21 protein-coding genes are annotated in these 19,408 nt (G+C 48.0%); 12 read left to right on the forward strand and 9 right to left on the reverse strand.

The features are described 5' to 3' along the window. Nucleotides 1-480 precede the first annotated feature (480 nt). From FO441_RS01690 to FO441_RS01700, 3 genes are all read right to left on the reverse strand, one after another. Nucleotides 481-1,074 (reverse strand): pyridoxamine 5'-phosphate oxidase family protein, encoded by a 594-nt coding sequence (locus FO441_RS01690; RefSeq protein WP_145284876.1) that lies wholly within the window; start codon nt 1,072-1,074, stop codon nt 481-483. Between the two features lie 75 nt (nt 1,075-1,149). Beyond that, nucleotides 1,150-1,623 carry a glutathione peroxidase gene (locus FO441_RS01695; RefSeq protein ID WP_145284879.1) on the reverse strand — a complete coding sequence of 158 codons (474 nt, stop codon included), beginning with the start codon at nt 1,621-1,623 and terminating at the stop codon, nt 1,150-1,152. An 89-nt stretch (nt 1,624-1,712) separates the two neighbouring features. Beyond that, nucleotides 1,713-1,928 carry a hypothetical protein gene (locus FO441_RS01700; RefSeq protein ID WP_145284881.1) on the reverse strand — a complete coding sequence of 72 codons (216 nt, stop codon included), beginning with the start codon at nt 1,926-1,928 and terminating at the stop codon, nt 1,713-1,715. A gap of 240 nt (nt 1,929-2,168) precedes the next feature. Between FO441_RS01700 and FO441_RS01705 the strand changes: the two genes are divergently transcribed. The 8 genes from FO441_RS01705 (at nt 2,169) to FO441_RS01740 (ending at nt 13,574) form a co-directional block, all read left to right on the forward strand. Continuing rightward, on the forward strand, nt 2,169-3,947 hold the full coding sequence (locus FO441_RS01705; RefSeq protein WP_145284884.1) for an SLC13 family permease: 1,779 nt from the start codon (nt 2,169-2,171) through the stop codon (nt 3,945-3,947). Between the two features lie 59 nt (nt 3,948-4,006). Next, entirely contained in the window at nt 4,007-4,981 is a 975-nt protein-coding gene (locus FO441_RS01710) for an LLM class flavin-dependent oxidoreductase (RefSeq protein WP_145284887.1), read from the forward strand. Nucleotides 4,982-5,071: 90 nt separating this feature from the next. Next, on the forward strand, nt 5,072-5,437 hold the full coding sequence (locus tag FO441_RS01715; RefSeq protein WP_145284890.1) for a PH domain-containing protein: 366 nt from the start codon (nt 5,072-5,074) through the stop codon (nt 5,435-5,437). A 1,031-nt stretch (nt 5,438-6,468) separates the two neighbouring features. Next, nucleotides 6,469-7,671: a M20 metallopeptidase family protein gene (locus tag FO441_RS01720; protein WP_342782175.1), complete on the forward strand. Its 1,203-nt coding sequence runs from the start codon at nt 6,469-6,471 to the stop codon at nt 7,669-7,671. Continuing rightward, nucleotides 7,664-9,061, forward strand: coding sequence for a YfcC family protein (locus FO441_RS01725; protein WP_145284895.1), 1,398 nt, complete (start codon nt 7,664-7,666; stop codon nt 9,059-9,061). The genes FO441_RS01720 and FO441_RS01725 overlap by 8 nt, the downstream gene beginning before the upstream one ends. Before the next feature lie 129 nt (nt 9,062-9,190). Then, entirely contained in the window at nt 9,191-10,801 is a 1,611-nt protein-coding gene (locus FO441_RS01730) for an SLC13 family permease (RefSeq protein ID WP_145284898.1), read from the forward strand. Between the two features lie 476 nt (nt 10,802-11,277). Further along, a complete protein-coding gene (locus FO441_RS01735; protein ID WP_145284901.1) occupies nt 11,278-12,702 on the forward strand; it encodes an APC family permease in 1,425 nt (474 codons plus the stop codon). A 152-nt stretch (nt 12,703-12,854) separates the two neighbouring features. Beyond that, nucleotides 12,855-13,574, forward strand: coding sequence for a hypothetical protein (locus FO441_RS01740; RefSeq protein WP_145284904.1), 720 nt, complete (start codon nt 12,855-12,857; stop codon nt 13,572-13,574). A 34-nt stretch (nt 13,575-13,608) separates the two neighbouring features. Here FO441_RS01740 and FO441_RS01745 read toward each other — a convergent pair whose 3' ends face one another. The 3 genes from FO441_RS01745 to FO441_RS01755 form a co-directional block, all read right to left on the reverse strand. After that, nucleotides 13,609-13,878, reverse strand: a complete 270-nt coding sequence (locus FO441_RS01745) for a hypothetical protein (protein WP_145284907.1) — start codon at nt 13,876-13,878, stop codon at nt 13,609-13,611. 108 nt (nt 13,879-13,986) lie between these two features. Next, the gene (locus tag FO441_RS01750) at nt 13,987-14,169 is read right to left on the reverse strand and encodes a CsbD family protein (protein WP_145284910.1); all 183 of its coding nucleotides are present in this window, start codon (nt 14,167-14,169) and stop codon (nt 13,987-13,989) included. 69 nt (nt 14,170-14,238) lie between these two features. Next, entirely contained in the window at nt 14,239-14,433 is a 195-nt protein-coding gene (locus FO441_RS01755; protein WP_145284913.1) for a hypothetical protein, read from the reverse strand. Between the two features lie 97 nt (nt 14,434-14,530). Here FO441_RS01755 and FO441_RS01760 point away from each other — a divergent pair, with 97 nt between their 5' ends. Continuing rightward, entirely contained in the window at nt 14,531-14,974 is a 444-nt protein-coding gene (locus tag FO441_RS01760) for a hypothetical protein (protein WP_145284915.1), read from the forward strand. Nucleotides 14,975-15,029: 55 nt separating this feature from the next. On the opposite strand, the gene FO441_RS01765 is transcribed toward FO441_RS01760, so the two are convergent. Next, entirely contained in the window at nt 15,030-15,269 is a 240-nt protein-coding gene (locus tag FO441_RS01765) for a hypothetical protein (protein ID WP_145284918.1), read from the reverse strand. A gap of 146 nt (nt 15,270-15,415) precedes the next feature. Here FO441_RS01765 and FO441_RS01770 point away from each other — a divergent pair, with 146 nt between their 5' ends. After that, nucleotides 15,416-15,928, forward strand: coding sequence for a type 1 glutamine amidotransferase domain-containing protein (locus tag FO441_RS01770; RefSeq protein ID WP_145284920.1), 513 nt, complete (start codon nt 15,416-15,418; stop codon nt 15,926-15,928). Nucleotides 15,929-16,317: 389 nt separating this feature from the next. Here FO441_RS01770 and FO441_RS01775 read toward each other — a convergent pair whose 3' ends face one another. After that, on the reverse strand, nt 16,318-17,061 hold the full coding sequence (locus FO441_RS01775; protein WP_246094977.1) for an immunoglobulin-like domain-containing protein: 744 nt from the start codon (nt 17,059-17,061) through the stop codon (nt 16,318-16,320). A gap of 2 nt (nt 17,062-17,063) precedes the next feature. Then, the gene (locus tag FO441_RS01780; RefSeq protein WP_145284924.1) at nt 17,064-17,474 is read right to left on the reverse strand and encodes an RrF2 family transcriptional regulator; all 411 of its coding nucleotides are present in this window, start codon (nt 17,472-17,474) and stop codon (nt 17,064-17,066) included. Nucleotides 17,475-17,655: 181 nt separating this feature from the next. On the opposite strand from FO441_RS01780, the gene FO441_RS01785 reads away from it, so the two are divergent. Continuing rightward, a complete protein-coding gene (locus FO441_RS01785) occupies nt 17,656-18,792 on the forward strand; it encodes a globin domain-containing protein (RefSeq protein WP_145284926.1) in 1,137 nt (378 codons plus the stop codon). Between the two features lie 185 nt (nt 18,793-18,977). Next, nucleotides 18,978-19,388, forward strand: a complete 411-nt coding sequence (locus tag FO441_RS01790; protein ID WP_145284929.1) for a hypothetical protein — start codon at nt 18,978-18,980, stop codon at nt 19,386-19,388. Nucleotides 19,389-19,408: the final 20 nt, after the last annotated feature.

Here is a 19,408-nt window from a genome sequence, read left to right on the forward strand (position 1 = left end):
AGTGACAGTTGGATGCCTAATTGCCGCTCGTCGGGTTCACGAGTGACAGTTGGCCGCCTAATTGCCGCTCATCGGGTTCACGAGTGACAGTTGGCCGCCTAATTGCCGTTCGTCGGTTCCACGAGTGACAGTTGGACGCCTAATTGCCGTTCGTCGGTTCCACGAGTGACAGTTGGATACCTAATTGCCGTTCGTCTGGCTCACGAGTGACAGTTAACGCCTAATTGCCGTTGGCCTGGCTCACGAGTGACAGTTGGAGACCTAATTGTCGTTCGTCGGGCTCACGAGTGACAGTTGGCCGCCTAATTGCCGCTCGTCGGGTTCACGAGTGACAGTTGGACGCCTAATTGCCGTTCGTCGGTTCCACGAGTGACAGTTGGACGTCTAATTGCCGTTCGTCTGGCTCGCGAGTGACAGTTGGCCGCCTAATTGCCGTTGGCCTGGTTCACGAGTGACAGTTAACGCATCGATATCCCATCCTCATTTCCTCCGCTTGACATTGAAGAAGTCGCCGCCTTTTTTCTTTTCGTCATCTGTGCCCCAGTCGACGGTTTCGGATTTCTTTACGAGATGGGGGATATGCTTGGAGCAGTGGATGTAGGCTTCATCCACCCGGATGACCACCCAGCGTTCGGCGCGGCCATTCTCTTCCTGATGCATCCTCAGGAGGGTGTCGTCGTCGATGCCGAGTGAGGACAGGGCTTCATTCTCTACAATTTCTGCGGTGCCATTGACGTGGAGGCCGATATGATGGGTATAGAAATCAATGAACATCAGCCCGATATGGGGATTTTCGCTAATATTGCCAAGGCTTGCCATGACGCCATTGCCACGGTATTCGGGGTAGAGCAGTGTATATGCATCAAGTGCTCTGACGAACCCCGGATCGCCTGCACGAAATGTATTGTCGCAGTTGCCGCCGCTGTCTGATGTGGCGACGAAAACCATTTCCTGCTCGGAAATGAAGTCTGCCATATCCGTATTCACATGATCGAGCATCTGATTTCTATAGAATGCTGCGGCACGCCGTTCTGTACCGAACTGTGACTGGAGCTTGCGTTCACCTTGAGACATGCTATGTCCCTTTCTTCATCGCGCCATAAAAAAGGTGGGCACAAATCTTGGAAGATTGTGTGCTCACCTGCATGACTACAGTAATTTTTCGATATCTTTTTTCATTTTTAGAGGAGATGTCGTCGGTGCTGTACGGGTGACGACATTACCGTCACGGTCGATGAGGAATTTGGTGAAATTCCACTTTATCCTATCTCCCATCATGCCTTTGGATTCACTTCTGAGATGCTTGAAAAGCGGGTGGGCATCGTCGCCATTGACGTCTATGATTTCGTGTATGTCGAATGTGACGCCGTGGTTGACGCGGCATGCTTCTTCGGCATCTGAGTCGGAGCCCGGTTCCTGGTTGTTGAACTGATTGGAAGGAAATCCGAGGACGACGAGGTCCTGATCCTTATATTCCTTATGGAGTGTCTCCAGTTCATCGTACTGCCCGCGCAGGCCGCATTTGCTTGCGGTGTTGGCTATCAGCATCGGCTTGCCTTTATATTTGTCGAGGGTATAGGATTGCCCGTTCGCTTTTTTGACACTTATATCATAAATACTCATACGAATGCTCCTTTAGGGGATGATATCCATATTATATGTAATCCAGGACATAAGCTCCATCATTTCGGCTTGTGCCCGGGATCATCACGTCATCCCATCTGCCTGTCGGACTCGGGATAGGAGAAGAATGCTGCACGGCTTTTATTGGAGTAGCCACAGTCCATGCATACATAGCTGTGGGCCTTGCCATTAAGAAAGCACTTTACAATATCTTCATGCGTGCAGTTCTCATGACTTTTCAGCTGATTGTTTTCTCTTTTCTGTTCAAGCAGCCTGTCTATCTGCTCGCTTGAATACTTTTCCATTTTTCCTGCCTCCATTCGTATGAGTAAGTGTTTTATATAGGCATTCATTCATATGCTGATAGTTTTATATAACCGGTTTCGAGAGTGGTTAATCATTCTGCGGTGAATTTTTACAATATGAAATATTACAAATTTATAGAAAATAAATTTCACCACTCAAATCTTGTACTTATCCGAAATCCAGCGTTTATGCTATGATATATTCTAAATAATCGGAAAAATGATGGAGGAGGGCTGCCGATGACGGTTGAGATGATTTTTGTCGCTCTGATGATTGTACTGATGCTTCTTGGTCTGCTTTTTGAAATCGTACGTGCGGATCTGATTGTCTTCTTCTTTCTGGTCGTCTTTCTGCTGACAGGCATCATTTCCACCGAACAGGCACTCAGTGGTTTTTCAAATGAAGGCATGCTGACTGTGCTGCTGCTGTTCATCGTTGCTGGTGCCATACAGAAGCATGGCATCATTGAAAACTATATCGACCGCCTGCTGAGTAGGCACAGAGGACCGAAACGCTCGATGATCAAGCTGCTTGCACCGGTTGCGCTTTTCTCCGGTTTTCTGAACAATACACCGATTGTCGTTACACTGACACCGATCATCAAAAAATGGTGTCAGAAAAATGGCATCGCACCGTCCAAATTTCTCATTCCGTTGTCCTACGTCACCATACTCGGGGGAACGATGACGCTGATTGGCACGTCGACGAATCTGGTGGTGCATGGTCTTCTGATCCAGTCGGGGCGGGAAGGATTCGATTTCTTCCAGTTGACCATCGTCGGTGTGCCGATCGCGATCGCAGGCATGATCTATATTTTTACACTGGGCTACAGACTGCTGCCGGATACACTCGGTGCAAAAGAGCAGATCCGTGAGGAAGTGAAGGAATTCCTGGCTGAAGCTGTGATTGAAAAGGAATACGAGCATACGGGCCGGCATGTGGTCGAAGCGGTCGATGCATCGCTGAAGGGCATATACATCATAGAAATTCTAAGAGGGGATACACGCATATTTCCGGTGACACCGACCACTGTAATCGAGGAGGGTGACCATCTTCTATTTTCCGGAACACTGAATACGATTGCTGCTGTCCAGAAGCAGAAGGGCATCACGCTGATCACCGGAACCGACCAGACATTGGACAGTATGATGGATGACGAATTCGAGCTGATTGAAGCGGTCATTTCCCACCAGTCGGGTCTGTTGGGAAAGTCCGTAAAATCCACGCGTTTCCGCACACGGTACAATGCAGGTGTCATTGCAGTCCATAGGAACAATGAAAGAATCAAGAGCCGTGTCGGCGACATCATCTTCAAACCCGGGGATACGGTACTGCTGCTTGCCGGCAAGAGCTTCCTCGAGCAGCATATGCACGAGAACGACTTCTATGTCGTCACATCCTTGGCGCCACCGGAAGCTCTGCATCAGAGCAGCGCAAAAGGGTGGGGTGGCCTCGCGCTGCTGCTTGTCATGATTGCTTCCGTCACCATCGGCATACTGTCGATGTTCGAAGCCATGCTGATCACTGTCGTACTGCTGATGCTGTTCAAGTTCATCGATGCGGATGAGATGCTCAGCTATATCCAGTTCAATGTCATCCTGCTCATTGCGAGTGCCTTCGGTGTCGGCGCCGCCATGATGGAATCAGGACTTGCCCAGTTTCTCGCTGAGAATATGCTGACCATCGCAAGGCCGCTCGGTGCCATCGGTATCATCGCGATCCTCTATATCATGACGAATATTTTTACAGAGCTGATCACCAATACCGGTGCAGCCGTCCTGATGTTTCCGATTGCGATGGAAATGGCCACACAGATGGACATGGACTACATGGGACTCATCGTCACCATCGCGATTGCGGCCTCGGCAAGCTTCATTACACCGATCGGCTATCAGACAAACTTGATTGTCTATGGTCCTGGAGGATATAAATTTACCGATTATGTCAAAGTTGGTGTACCATTGTCAGTGGTGACCATGGTCATCTCGACGCTGATCATCCACGCAGTATGGTTCTGAGATGCATATGCAGTATGGTTCTGAGATGCATATTATGAAGAAGGAAAGGATCGAAGGCAATGAAACTGGGTATATTGGATCAGATGCCGAAGCCGAAAGGCAGGACGGCTGAGGAAACGGCAGCACATACGATTGAAATGGCACAGCTGGCTGAGGCACTGGGCTACGGGAGGTACTGGTTCGCAGAACATCATGCCACACGCGGCATGGTATCCAGCGCACCGGAAATCATGATGGCTGCTGCAGCCAGTCGGACGAAGAAGATTAAAGTAGGCAGCGGCGGCATCCTGCTGCCGCAGTACAGTGCATTCAAAGTCGCCTCCCAGATTGCCCAGCTCGAATCACTGTTCCCCGGCCGCATTGAAGCGGGAGTGGGACGGTCACCCGGCGGTGGCGAGTTCATCCGCAGACTGCTGGCGGATGACAAGCCGAATCAGATGGAGGCATACCCGGATAAACTTAAAAATCTGATCCAGTACCTGGACGGCAGTGCACATGTACGTGCAGCACCCCGTACAACGGATAGGCCGGAGCTCTACTCTCTCGGGCTCGGCGAAAACAGCGCCCTGCTGGCAGGACTGCTCGGCATCGGATATGTATTCGGCCATTTCATCAGACCGGACCGCGGCGCTGCCGCCTTCCAGACATACCGCGATGCTTTCAGTCCGGGTTTCATGGATGAACCGGCTGCCCGGGCGTGCGTCTTCATCATCTGTGGTAGAAATGACCGGCATGCAGAACAGCTGGCCGAGAGCCAGGATATCTGGCTGTTGAATGTCGAAAAAGGTCTCGACAGCCAAGTGCCGACACCACAAGCGGCAAAGGAAAAGATCGATGCATTGACTGAAGACGAAGTGCAGAAAATAAAAAACAACCGCCGGCGTATGATCATCGGTGGACCTGGGACAGTCAAGGCTGAACTGGATCATTTCAGCAATCTGTACCAGTGTGAAGACTGGCTCGTATTGTGCAACATACACGACTGGGAAGAGAGGAAGCGTTCTTTCGAACGGCTTGCCGGCATTTATCTTTAGGTGAAATACTATTATCAGATCAGCTGAAGCAGGACAGCACCTGGAATTTTATAGTACACTGGAAGAAATAAGAATAGATGAAGGGTATTTATGGAAGCGCAGAACATGCTTGTGTGGACACTGCAGTTTGAAACGGATATTCCGAATGATATTGATGATATTCTTATCGGCAATGAACGGCCGATCGCTGCCTATAAGACTTTGAGGGATTCAGCAGTATTTACAGACAAACGGATGATCATACGCGATTCGCAGGGGATGACAGGCAAGAAGGTGGAGATGTATTCCCTGCCGTACAGTTCCATACATATGTGGTCGACTGAAAATGCAGCCGGCATGTTCGATGTGAATGCTGAATTGGAGCTGTGGACAAGAGTGGGCCGCATAAAGATCAATCTCGGCAAAAAGATCGATATCAGACGCCTGGACCAGCTGATTGCCGAAGCTGTACTGTAGCCGGAATCCGTCTTTCATTATGGAAGACGGATTTTTAATGAATTCATGGATGAAATTTTCCAATTAAATAATTTACATAATTATTACCAGCTTTTCAATAGTAAGTGAAAGCATCAGAAGCGGCCAAGGGCAAGGGAATGCACATTATGAATAGAATGAATAAACAAGATAATCGAACACCGTGTCTACGTTACTGTATATGGAAATGACATGGGGGTCTTTCTGGGTACATTCAATATTATACATATAAAATGCATATTAGAATTATTTTCAATATATCCGATAGCAAGTTCTGGTAGAGGAATGAGGATTAATTTCATATTTTTAGAATGTAATTCTGTATATTAATGTAATAATTTCAAGCTTTCAGAATATTTTATAAATTATTGTTGTATATCCATTGCCATCGTACTATAATGATATCAAGCTACTGCAGAAGCATGTTGAACAGACATCTGATTAAGGGAAATATTGAAAGTATTCTACACCTTTATGATTATTAATTGAAGTTCCAGACCAATCGGGAGGAGGCAGGTTCAAGGGTGCAGGGAGCTTCATTCTAATAATAAATGCTGCGAGATAGATAGATGTGCAGTGTCCCACAGGAAATCTTATGGAAGTTGCGCGACAATACGGTACTCATGATTTTTGATGTATTGGAAATTGGACACATATGGAGCCAGCTGCACCTTGGTCGGGACCATTTCTGGTTAGGCGGCTGGTTCTTAGCCACTTAAGGGTTTGTTTTTCGTTGAGAAAAATAGGTAATTGGAAGATATGAATGAAATATATCAGCGCAGGTATTTAGATTATCTCCGCCCTCATGGTGGAACTGTGGTCTCATCCACACTGCGGTTCCTGCTGTGAAATAGGAGAAGTGCACCTCGAATGTGAGAGAGATAACATTCGAGGTGTTTTTTCGTGTTTCAATTACGCGGATTTCCACGTATTCAGGGATGGGAATTAAGATGCGCCCTTTTTATTGATGTATTTTTATATAATAATGTGCATATGATAAAAATTGAAGGATGATGACTTTGCAGAAGGTACTATTTGAACAGCTCGAGAATCTACTGCCCGAAATGATCAAGATGCGCAGGCATCTGCATATGTACCCGGAACTTTCTTTCAAGGAGCAGTTTACACCGGAGTACGTGCGCCAGCACCTTGAATCTCTCGGAATCGAATACAGGATGAACGTTGGCGGCAATGGTGTCATCGGCACTTTGGAAGGGGGCCGCCCGGGTCCGACGGTGGCACTGCGTGCAGACTTCGACGCCCTGCCGATACAGGATGAAAAGGACGTCCCCTACAGATCGACCATTGATGGGGTCAGCCATGCATGTGGACATGATATACATACGGCTGCCCTGATGGCAGTGGAAACGGTACTGTCCGGTGTAAAAGAGGAACTGGCAGGAACAGTCGTTTTTATTCATCAGTTTGCTGAGGAACTGCCGCCGGGTGGGGCGCAGCTGATGATTGCAGATGGTTGTCTTAAAGGAGTGGATCATGTGTATGGCGCCCATGTATGGGCGGATGATGACTATGGCACCATTGGTTTCAAGACGGGCAGCATGATGGCAGGCGGGGACAACTTTGAAATTACCATACAGGGGAAGGGTGGCCATGGGGCAATGCCGCACACGACGGTGGATCCGCTTGTGACCATGAGCCAGCTGGTCGTCAATCTGCAGCAGGTTGTCAGCCGCAAGATGGATCCGGATGGAGCGAATGTCCTTACAATCGGCAAGTTCCAAAGCGGAGAGGCGATGAATGTCATTCCGGATACTGCATCCATTTCCGGCACGACGAGAAGCTTCGAAGTGGACACAAAGAAGGAGATGGAGAGGTGGATCCGGCAGATCAGCGGAATGACGGCCGCTCAGAACGGAGCGACAGCAGAAATCGAGTTTACATACGGCTGTGACCCGCTGATCAATAGTGAAGCGGAGACGATTCAGCTGAAATCTCTTGCCGAAGACTATATGCCCGATGTGACTGTCATGGATAAGCAGGCCATGATGACGTCTGAGGACTTTGCATACTATTTGCAGCAAGTACCGGGGTGCTTTTTCTTCGTCGGCGGGCGCAATCCGGAGATTGATGCCATCTACCCGCACCATCATCCGAAATTCGATGTGGACGAACGTTCGATGGTCCATATCGGCAAAGTCTTTGTGCTTGCCGTACTGCATCATATGAAATGTCTGGAGGAAGAGAATAATGAATGATGATCATACACGTAAAAAGCGTTTTGAAATGCCGGATACATATGTCATATTGTTCCTCGTACTGGTCGCGACGGCAATTGCGACATATTTCGTGCCGGCGGGAGCCTATGAAAGGGAGACGGTGGACGGTGTAGAGCGCGTCGTCTCCGGTACATTCGCAAGTGCACCACAGAACCCGGTCGGCTTCATGGATGTATTCCTTGCGCTGCAGACCGGCATGATCGATTCAGCCGGACTTATTTTCCTTGTACTTTTCGCCGGCGGCATGTTTGAAGTCGTCGAACGATCCGGTGCCATCACGGGTGGCATCATGAGCGCAGTGGACAGAATGCGTGGCCGGGAATTCATGCTGATCGCCGTCATTTCCGTGCTGTTTGCACTTGGTGGTGCCACAGGTGCCGTTGCCAACTCTGTCATTCCGTTTGTCGCCATCGGTGTCATGCTGGCCCGGGCGTTGAAACTGGATGCCATTGTTGCTGTGGCCATTACATTCGGGGCAACGTTCATCGGCTTTGGGGCAGGCTTCCTGAATCCTTATACGGTGGGCATCGCCCATGCGATTGCCGAACTGCCGCTGTTCTCGGGCATGCTGTTCCGCATCATCACATTCATTGTGCTGGTCGGTGTGACAATCTGGTATACATGGATGTACGCCAGACGCATCATGAAGGATCCTTCCCGCAGCCTGATGGGCATCCTCCAGGATGAAGCGGATGGCACTGAAATCGAGAAAGCACCGTTCACCTTGAGGCACAAGCTCATCCTGGGCTGGGTGGCGCTGGCACTTGCATTCTTCGTCTTTGCGGTCATCCGATTCCAATGGACGACCAATCACATGGCTGCCTTCTTCATCATCATCGGCATCGTTTCAGGCATCATTGCCGGAATGAACTACAATACACTGACACTTACATTTCTTGAAGGGTGCAAGAACCTGGTCTATGGTGCACTGATCATCGGAGTCGCCCGTGCGGTACTTGTCGTCATGGAGCAGGCGAGCATACTCGATACCATCGTCCAGGCGCTGTCCGTACCGTTAAGCACCTTGTCACCTGTGCTTGCAGCCATCGGCATGTTCATTGCGAACACCATCTTCAACTTCTTTGTCCCGTCAGGCAGTGGCCAGGCGGCGATCATCATGCCGATCCAGACACCGCTTGCCGACATGGTTGGTGTGACGCGGCAGGTCGCAGTACAGGCATACCAGTTCGGGGATGGCTTCTCCAACAGCATCTTCCCGACGTCCGGACCTCTGATGGCAAGCCTTGCAGTTGCTGGTGTGCCATGGATCAAATGGGCGAAATGGCTGCTCCCGCTGTTCCTCATCTGGTCGGTCATTGCCATGATCATCCTCGGAATCGGTGTCATGATCAATTGGGGACCTTTATAGCATATCGAACGGCGTCTGAATGACGTCGTTTTTATTTTTTCTAAAAATACAGAAAGATATGGCACACTTGCCATAAATATGGTATCTTCTAATCTAGTAAACAGAAAGCGTTTTCCAGGAGGGGAAGTCATGAGTGGTTCAAAATTAAAACAGTCTTACAGGAATTTATGGCGTGAGTCCAGACGGACGAAGTCGATGCTGAAATTTTTCAGCGCAGAAGCGGCAAAAGAGCAGGCCATGAAAGGGAAGGACGATGAACCACCGGCAACACCATACAACCGTAGACAATTCATCGGACTGATTCTCGGTCCATTGCTGTTTGTTCTGACATTGCTGTTTTTGAATGCGGATGGTCTGGATCAGGCGGGCGTATTTGTTGTTGCTTCGACATTATGGATTGCAACGTGGTGGATTACGGAAGCCATTCCGATTCCTGCCACATCTCTGCTGCCATTGTTCCTCTTTCCGCTCGGTGGTGTCATGGACAGTGATACGACAACCAGTGCATACGGGAATGATATCATCTTCCTGTTTCTTGGCGGATTCCTGATTGCACTGGCGATGGAGAGATGGAACCTGCACACGCGTATTGCGCTGACCATCATCAGTGCCATCGGAACGACAACAGCGACGATTCTTCTTGGTTTCATGATTGCGACAGGGTTCCTGTCGATGTTCGTCAGCAACACGGCAGCCGTCATGATCATGATACCGATTGGTATGGCGATCATCAACGAAGCGCATGCCATGACGAAAAATGATCTTGAAAACGACTTGATGAAGTTTGAAAAGTCACTGGTCCTTGGTATCGGCTACGCGGGTACCATCGGTGGTCTCGGTACACTGATCGGGACGCCGCCTTTGATCATCATGGCAGGCCAGATGCAGGAGCTCTTCAATATCGAGATGAGCTTTGCCCAATGGATGCTGTTCGGTGTGCCGATTGTCATTCTGTTCCTTGCAATCGCCTGGGCATACATGAACTTCTTCGGTTTCAAGCACGGCATGAAGGAACTGCCGGGTGGCCGCAAGATCATCAACAGTGAACTTGAAAAGCTCGGCAGGATTACAAGGGAAGAAATTCTCGTCCTGCTTGTCTTCATATTTGCTGCATTCATGTGGGTGACACGTGGATTCATCTGGAGCAACATTGAACTGACAAGCATGCTGACAGATGGCTCGATTGCGATGATCGCTTCAGTGATCCTGTTCCTGCTGCCGACACGGAGAAAACCTGGGCGCATCCTCGACTGGTCTGTCGCCCGTGATCTTCCGTGGGGTGTCCTGCTCCTGTTCGGAGGCGGTCTTGCACTTGCAGCGGCCATTGTTGAGACGGGTGTTGACCAGTGGATCGGTGATCTGCTGACGACTGTTGAAGGCATACACATCATCCTCATCATTTCAATCGTCGCACTGGCCATCCTGTTCCTGACAGAAATCACTTCCAATACAGCGACAGCAACGATGATCCTGCCAGTACTTGCAGGACTGACGATTGCACTTGAAGTGCATCCGCTGACATTGATGGTGCCGGCTGCCATGGCTGCCAACTGTGCATTCATGCTGCCTGTAGGTACACCGCCGAACGCAATTGTCTTCGGTACCGGCAAGATCAGCATCCAGGAGATGGCGAAGGCCGGCTTTGCATTGAATATCATTGCCGTCGTACTGATCGTCTCGTTTGTGTATCTTCTGATGCCGTTCATTTTTGGTATCGAACTGATGAACTTCAGCCAATAGAACGTTAATAATGCCCCCGCCTAATTGAAGACGGGGGCATTATTCGTGCTGTGTTATTCTGCTGCATCTTCAAAATGGCCAGATGGACGACATGGACATTTGTGTCCTGGGTGCCGATAAACACTTTGCCATCCGCAACTACAGGGTCGCACACACTTCATTTCCGGTTTCAAATGCTGTATATCCGAGTGGCTCATGGTCGGAATCGGTGACTGCATTCTTATTCGGGCCGTGGCTTTACTGCGTCCATTATTTTGCACCGAACGCTTCTGCTCGAATTTTTCAGCCGCAGCATCCTGTGCGTCCGGTCAGGCGCCGAGGAAGATGATGCCGGTCAATACGCAAGTTTTCATCATTTCTGGAAATCCCATGATATCCTCCTGCAGTATTATGGATTAAAAACTGTATTTTACGTTTGAAGCCTGGTCTGTTAGGCTAATATTCTATAAAAGAAAAAAGAGGAGCGTCAATTCTCAATGGAAAACCAAATATCTAACGTAGAACGTACGGAGCTTGACAATACCATGTCCAAGCGGTTCATCTGGGCCATCGCATACGGCTCGAGCATCGGTTGGGGGGCTTTTATTCTTCCTGGTGACTGGCTGCTTTCTTCCGGCACGCTTGGATCGACACTTGGTATTACGATCGGTGGTATTCTGATGCTGATCATCGCAGTTGCCTACGGGGGACTGACAACAGAGTTTCCTGTATCAGGTGGGGAATTTGCATTCAGTTACGTCGGTTTTGGAAAATATGTCAGCTTCATCGCTTCGTGGTTCCTTGCGCTGGGTTACATATGCGTCGTCGCCCTGAATGCGAGTGCATTCAGTCTGCTTTTTAAATTTGTCCTGCCTGATTTTCTTGAAGTCGGTTATCTCTATACCATCGCAGGCTGGGATGTCTACATTATGGAAGTGGTCCTATCCTCACTCATCCTGATCATCTTCGCTTTCATATCAATACGTGGCAGCGGGCTGTCTGGCAATCTGCAGTTCCTGTTCTGCCTGTTCATGGCCATTGTAGTAACCATCCTGTTCGTATGGTCATTCTTCACAGGAGAATTCACACTATCGAATGCCGAACCACTGTTCAACAGTGAAAATGGCATCTGGACATCCATCATTCTGATTGTTGCAGTTGCTCCATGGATGTATGTCGGTTTCGACAATATTCCACAGGCCGCAGAAGAATTCAATTTCAGCCCGGATAAGACATTCAAATTGATTGTATTCGGCATCATCGCTTCCATCATCACCTATGTTCTGATGATTCTTGTCACTTCATGGGTTTACCCGGATGAGCAGTCGATAGATGGTGCATTATGGGTAACGGGTTCCGTCGTACAATCGTCAATGGGGGCACTTGGCATGACCATTCTTGCAATGGCAATCTCATTCGGTGTATTTACAGGGCTGAACGGATTCTATATGTCATCCTCAAGACTGCTGTTCGCATTGGGACGTGCCCGCTTCATTCCTTCCGTATTCATGAAGCTCGGCAAGAATAAAACACCTTATGTATCAGTACTCTTCATCATGGCAGTCTGCCTTGTCGCACCGTGGCTCGGCCGTACCGCACTCAGCTGGATTGTCGACATGTCATCAACTGGCGTATCCGTTGCATTCCTGATCACCAGCCTGGTCGCTGTGAAGTTCTTCAGGCAGAAAGCGCACTACAACATGGTCTATGTCGTGTTCGGTGTCATGGGCGCGCTGATCTCGGTTGTATTCCTGGTACTGCTTCTATACCCAGGATCGCCAGCATCCCTCAGTGCGCCATCATACATTGCGCTTGGTGCATGGATTGTACTCGGGGCAATCTTCTTCATGACACAGTTCAGGAAAATCAATTCAATGTCAAAAGAAGAGCTGGACTACCTGATTCTCAATAAAGATAAATAGATGGTGAGGCAGAGCTTCCATGCAATATGCATGGAAGCTCTCTTCTGATCCTCGCATTATAAAACGCTTTCTTCTTTTCTGAATATTACAGTTATGTTACAATAAGTTCGTTATATTACGAGTGCATAACTTGAGTATAGGGAGACAACAAAGTGAAACCGATAATCTTAATATTCGCTGTGGCGCTACTTGCAGCATGTGGCACTGAAACAGAACAATATGCCGGTTTTGAGGACCTGACTTCCGAAAGGCCATATATAGACACGATGAAACATCAGAATATACAACTGAGCTCTGCAATCAATCAGCCGGGGAAAAGAACTTATGCAAATAGCGACAGTGTGGCATCTGCAGTCCCCGATTCCGATATGGACACTGTCAGCATGGATTATACAGAACAGGAGGCTGTGCAGCTTGAAGATATGACACAGCAGGTGGAACATATCAAACAGGATGTGACAAGCATCTGGAAGAACCAGTTTACACCCATGTATAACCAGTTTCTATGGAATGGACTGGAAAAGGAAAAGGCGGCAGAAAACCTTGAGTTGCTGCACGAGTCATACGGCCAGCTCGAGGCGGAGCTGGACAGCTTGAAGACACCCGATTTCATGGACGAAGAACATGGGAAGGTGCTTGAGCAGCTGAAAGATGATCTTTATCTGGCGATATCAAACCGGACGCTTGCATTGATTGAATTCAAACTGATGAACGAGGATGAAGAGTATACAATGAACGAAGCAATGCTTGATATCCATCTTCAGAACAGCAGCAAGTATTTGAGCAGTGCAGATGAGTCACTGGGTAGGCTTGAAGTCATTGAATCCGGAGCGGAAAAGCCGGATGATAAATTTGTAGTCGTCGAGAAATAGAAAAAAGGTGGATTCATATGAATCCACCTTTTCTTTATCTATTCGGGTGACTGCCGTCATTACCTTTGTCATTATGGTCGTCACCTGCACGCGTTGTCGTGTCTTCCTGAGTCACTTCACGGTCCGGCGTGCTTTTTTCAGTGCTATCATCATTATTTCCGAAACGATCGACTACCTGGTCACCTTTTTCCTTGACGCTGTCCCAAGTATCTTTGACGCTTTTATTATTGCTGCCGTCACCGCTCTTGAAATTGTTCACTGCATCTTTTGCTTTATCAAATAGTCCTTTATTATTCTCTGCCATTGTTGACATCTCCTTTCTAATGTTGCCTATACCATATGGCTACCTTTCGCTTGGAAAGGTTAAACATGAAATGAGTAGTTCATGCTTGTCACTTTCCAATCAGGTCCACTACTTTCTGTTGTTGAAAGCATCGTCGGCTTTATTTTTCACATCATTGGCTGCATCTTTGATCTTGCCTTCTGTTTCCTGGCGCTTGCCTTCTTCTTTCGTCTTATCATCATTCATCATGTTGCCGGCGGCCTTTTTCGCCTTGCCCATGAACTGATCCTTCTTGCTGGTATCTTTACTCATAGTGCTCACCTCATTTAATTTATTTTTCTCTATAATTGGTTTTTCCCGTCCGGCTTCCTGTTTAAACGTCTAGCGGTTTCCGCTGTCGTAACGGTTATCGTGGAAGGCACTCTTATCGGTCTCCTCGTCCGTATAGAAGTCTTTCCGCTTCTTATTGATGTCGGAAAGGACATCTTCCATGGAGTCGTCTTTCGAATCGCGCTGTCCCAGTTTATCTTCGGATGATTCTTCGAACATTCTATCCGTCTTATCCTTTTTTACCATCAGACAATCGCTCCTTTCCTTTTTAAAACTGTACCCGTCGTGAAACAGTGTGAAACACCGCTGCACCGGGTAGAAGCCAGTAAGGAGGCATCGATATATGTATGCAATCAATGGTAGGTTCAATCGTACATTCAGGGATTTTGAACTGTATAGGCAGCTCGGCATAGTGAGTGTCACGACAACGCGCTTCAAGGAGAATCTGATGAAAATGAAGCCCGGGGAGCGGTTTGCACTCTACAGCAGTGGCAATGGCTGGCTCGGGGTCGGTCGTGTGGTCGAACCTGCGGTTCCGTTCGGGGAGTTTGAAATGCGCCAGGGCGGACGGCTCATCGAGTATGATCAGTATCCGTTCAAGGAAATAGGGCGCATCAATCCTCATTTCGCCAAGGAGGAATACGTCATGCGGGTCGAATGGCTGGGGCTGGTCTCTTCGCTTGAAGAAGCGATCGACTTTGGCACGTTCGATTCGAAAGATCCGGTCGTGCTGCTTGATGAGACGCAGAAGGATGCAGTCATGGACGTGTTCAACGTCAGAAAATGAAAAAATCCCCTGCAGCCGGAGGTTCGTCCGGTGGCAGGGGATGCGTTTGTTCTATTTATGAAGCTTTCTCTGCGAGCAGCGTTTCTCCCGCGTCAGTCAGCTCGATATTGCTGTAGTAGAAGTCGTAGTCGAAAGGTGTCAATGTAATCAGGCCTTTTTGCTCCATCAGTTTCATATGGAAATCGACCGTACGGATATCGTATTCTGCCATGCTCGTATTCGGGTAGGGGAAGAGCTGATGCTTGACGTTGTATAGAATTTTATATTCCAGATTCCTATCGTATGAATAATGCATATGATCACTCCTGATAATATAGTATAGGAACGTTTGTTCTGTTTGTCAATGGCATTTATTCATAATAAATTTGTTGATGATGTTTGAAAAGACGTCATATGTGGAATACTATCCATGTAACGATATTCAAGAAGGAGTGATTGATTTTGACTAAGAAAGTCGCTGTAATCATGACCAACATGGTAGAAGACATCGAATATACAAGCCCGGTAGAGGCACTTCGGAATGAAGGCCACGAAATAGAAGTCATCGCACCTGAAGCAGGTGAAATTGAAGGCAAGCAAGGTGGCAAATTCACAGCAGATAAAAGTATTTCAGACGTGAGCCCAGAGGACTACGATGCAGTATTCGTGCCTGGCGGATTCTCCCCAGACCTCTTGCGTTCCGACGAGGAAGGCCGTTTCGGTAAATTCGCAAAACACTTCCTCGAACAGGACAAGCCGACATTCGCAATCTGTCACGGACCGCAAGTTCTGATTGATACGGATCTACTGAAAGACCGTAACATCACTGGTTTCACATCAGTAAGAAAAGACTTGGAAAACGCAGGCGCCAAAGTGCATGATAAATCTGTTGTTGTATGTAGCAATCTTGTATCCAGCCGTAATCCGGATGATCTTGAAGACTTCAACCGTGAAATCACAGCACAACTTGCCTAGCAGATGAGTGTGTAAGCCAAAACCTTTTGGGGTTTTGGCTTTTTTTTGTGGGGTGGGGTGGAGTCGGTGATGATATGGTATAGACTGTCTTTCATGTGGCCGGCGAGTGACAATTGGGCGTCCAACTGACGTTCGTGCGCCCGACGAGTGACAATTAGGCGTCCAACTGACGTTCATGCGTCCGACGAGTGACAATTGGGCGTTTAACTGACGTTCATGCGTCCGGCGAGTGACAATTGGGCGTCCAACTGACGTTCGTGCGTCCGGCGAGTGATAATTAGGCGTCCAACTGACGTTCGCGCGCCTGGCGAGTGACAATTAATTCTTCCAACTCCAGATTCAGACATATAAAAAAGCCGCAATTCCAATAAGGAGGCGGCTTTGCATCTTTATTCTACTGTAATGGTGCGGGCCTTGGCGTGTGGATCTCCGAAATGATCGAAAACTGCGTAGGCAATTGTGTATTCGCCAGGTGTACTGGTATCGACTTCGCCTGAAATGTAGGCGCGGTGTGTAATATCACTGCCGTCGACATCGATGATTTCGACGTCTTCCTTCGGATTGAATTCTTCACCTTGCTGGATGGTGATGTCTTCAAGGCCGATGAACGTGATGGCTGAACTCGCAGATTCTTCATCGGAATCTTCCGAGCCACCTTCAAGTTCTGCTTCTGTCGGTGGAATCATCGGTACGGGATCACTCGGTGCATTGGTCACCTCGATGGCGCGTCTATATTCGTACCATCTGTTGCTGGAGTCTTCGACGCGGTACTCGACTGTATAGGATCCGGGCTCGCTTGTATCCACGTTGTCTGAAATGACTTCAATGTTTTCCGTCAGATCTCCATCCTGACTATCGATGGCGTAGACACCTTCCAACGGATTGAAGGTATCGCCGACCTGGACGTTGAAGGCGCCGGTATCTTTGATGATCGGATTGCTGCCGCCATGAGCAGCAATCTCTTCCTCCATCGTCGGACCTTCGTAATCGGCATATTTGGAATCGCCCTCAGTGCTGGATTCGGAATCGGATATGTTCACCTGGCTGATCTGCGTGTCGAGCAGTTCGCCGGTGATCGGAGCGGCAGGCAGCAGACCTGCCATGATTTTTATTACTGTGCTTGAGTTCATCATGGTCACCTCAACATTGCTTTAGGAATAATGTCTTTCAATGTATATTTATCGAGCACTTCAAAGTATGCGTCAAGTGCGTCGTTCAGTACGAATCTCAGACCGCACACAGGTGTAAGTACACACTGGTTGCCTTCAGAAAAGCATTCGGCCATATGAAAGTTGTCTTCCGTATGTCGGACGACTTCGCCGATATTGATTGCTTCTGCCTTATAGTTTAGCATAATCCCGCCCCCACGACCACGGACGGTTGTAATATATCCGAGTTTGGAAAGGTTATGGACAACTTTTGTCAGATGATTTTTAGATATGTTATAGAAATTTGCAATCTCATCAATCTGAACCTTTTCTTCCTCCCGCATTCCGAGATACATCAGAACCCTCAAGGAATAGTCCGTATATAATGTAAGTTTCAATGGAATCAACTCCTTCATATGATTATACACGCATTTCATTTTTATATAAATAAAGTGCTCTCCTTAAAATTGTTATGTGAACATATTGTGAATTTAAACACAAAAGGTTGTAATTTATATTTCAAAAGATTAAGATAAAGATGTATTAAAAATATATCTTTTAATTGAAGGGGTTATTCAAATGATTACGGAAGCTAAAAAAGATGTTATCAAAGCCACAATCCCAGTACTCGAAGCACATGGAACTGAAATCACAACAACATTCTATCAGAACATGTTCAAAGCACACCCTGAACTTCTCAACATCTTCAACCAGACAAACCAGAAAGTCGGCAATCAACCGAAGGCGCTGGCGATGACAGTACTTGCAGCCGCCAAGCACATCGACAATCTGGAGGCCATTGTGCCGCATGTGGTCGGCATCGCCCATAAGCACCGTGCCCTTGAAATCAAACCGGAACACTATCCGATCGTCGGCAAGCATCTTCTCGAAGGCATCCAGGAAGTGCTCGGTGATCAGGCAACACCTGAAATCATCGATGCCTGGGGCGACTACTACAATCAGATCGCCCAAGTATTCATCGATGTGGAGCAGGATATGTACCAGAGTGCAGCGTGGGATGGCTTCAGACCATTCACTGTCAAAAAGAAAGAATTCATGACGCCAGACATCGTCAGATTTACAGTGGATTCCGATGAAGTGGACAAGTCGTTTACAGCTGGACAGTACATTACTGTAAAAGTGAAACCGGCTGACTATCCATATGAAGCGCTGCGCCACTATTCCATCTGTTCAAATAAAACAGTGGATGGCATCACGTTCGCTGTGAAGCGTGAAGGTACCGACGATACGAAAGGTGTCGTATCCAACTACATGCACGACGAAATTGAAGTGGGAGATGCACTATTCCTATCTGCACCTGCAGGCGACTTCAAAGTTGAGGACGATCACAGTGAGCTGTTGTTCATCGCGGGCGGTGTCGGCGCCACACCTGTCATGGCAATGGCGGAAGAAGCCATCGCAAAAGGCAATGATGTGAAATTCCTCTACAGTGCCATCAATGAAACGCATCTGCCATTCAAGGACCAGTTTGAAAACCTGGAAGCGGAAGGCGCCGACATCAGGATCAAATTAAGCGAAACTGAAGGTTTTCTGAACAGGGAAGATTTCGCCGGCAATGAAAATCGTGAAATCTATATCTGCGGCTCTATGGTGTTCATGAATGCAATGATCAACGAACTGGGTGAGATGGGCATCGATGATTCCCGCATCCACTTCGAGCCATTCGGTCCAAAAATGAGCCTTCAGAAAGTCTAGGATTACAGCTCCTGAAATTCAATATGAAATCCATGCACGCATCTGTCAGAGTCAGGTGTGTGCTTTTTTATGGCACAATGGAATAAAACAGTTTCATAGCAGCGATGGATGACGTAATATAATTAATGCAAAGGGGTAATTTCAAAATCTGATTGTTTCATTTCAGGAGAACCGGAGGCATTTCAATGGAGAGAAAATGGGGAATCAATTTTATCAGAGTGGCGTCCTTGTTCGGTCTGCTCGGCGTTTTCATCGGGTCGCAGATGGCGGGTGAAGTCGACTACAGCATCCGTCCGATCCATACCCATGTATTGCTGGTCGGCTGGCTGTCCATGTTTGCATGGGGCATCTTCTACAGCATATACCGTGTGAAGAGCAGAATACTTGTACATATTCATGGCGTAACGGGCATGGTCGGCGCCATCATGCTGACGAGCGGCATGTACTTCTATATGCTCAACCCATTCAATTTCAATGAGACATTCACAACAGTCTACTTCATTGTCGGCGGCAGCGTACTGCTCATCGCCTTCCTACTTTTCATCATTGTGACATTTTTTGTCGAAAAGGACGGGCGTAGCGACCAGAATTGGTAATTCCGCTCAGCTAAAGAATT

The organism is Salinicoccus cyprini (genome assembly GCF_007713705.1).
Classification (GTDB): Bacteria; Bacillota; Bacilli; order Staphylococcales; family Salinicoccaceae; genus Salinicoccus; species Salinicoccus cyprini.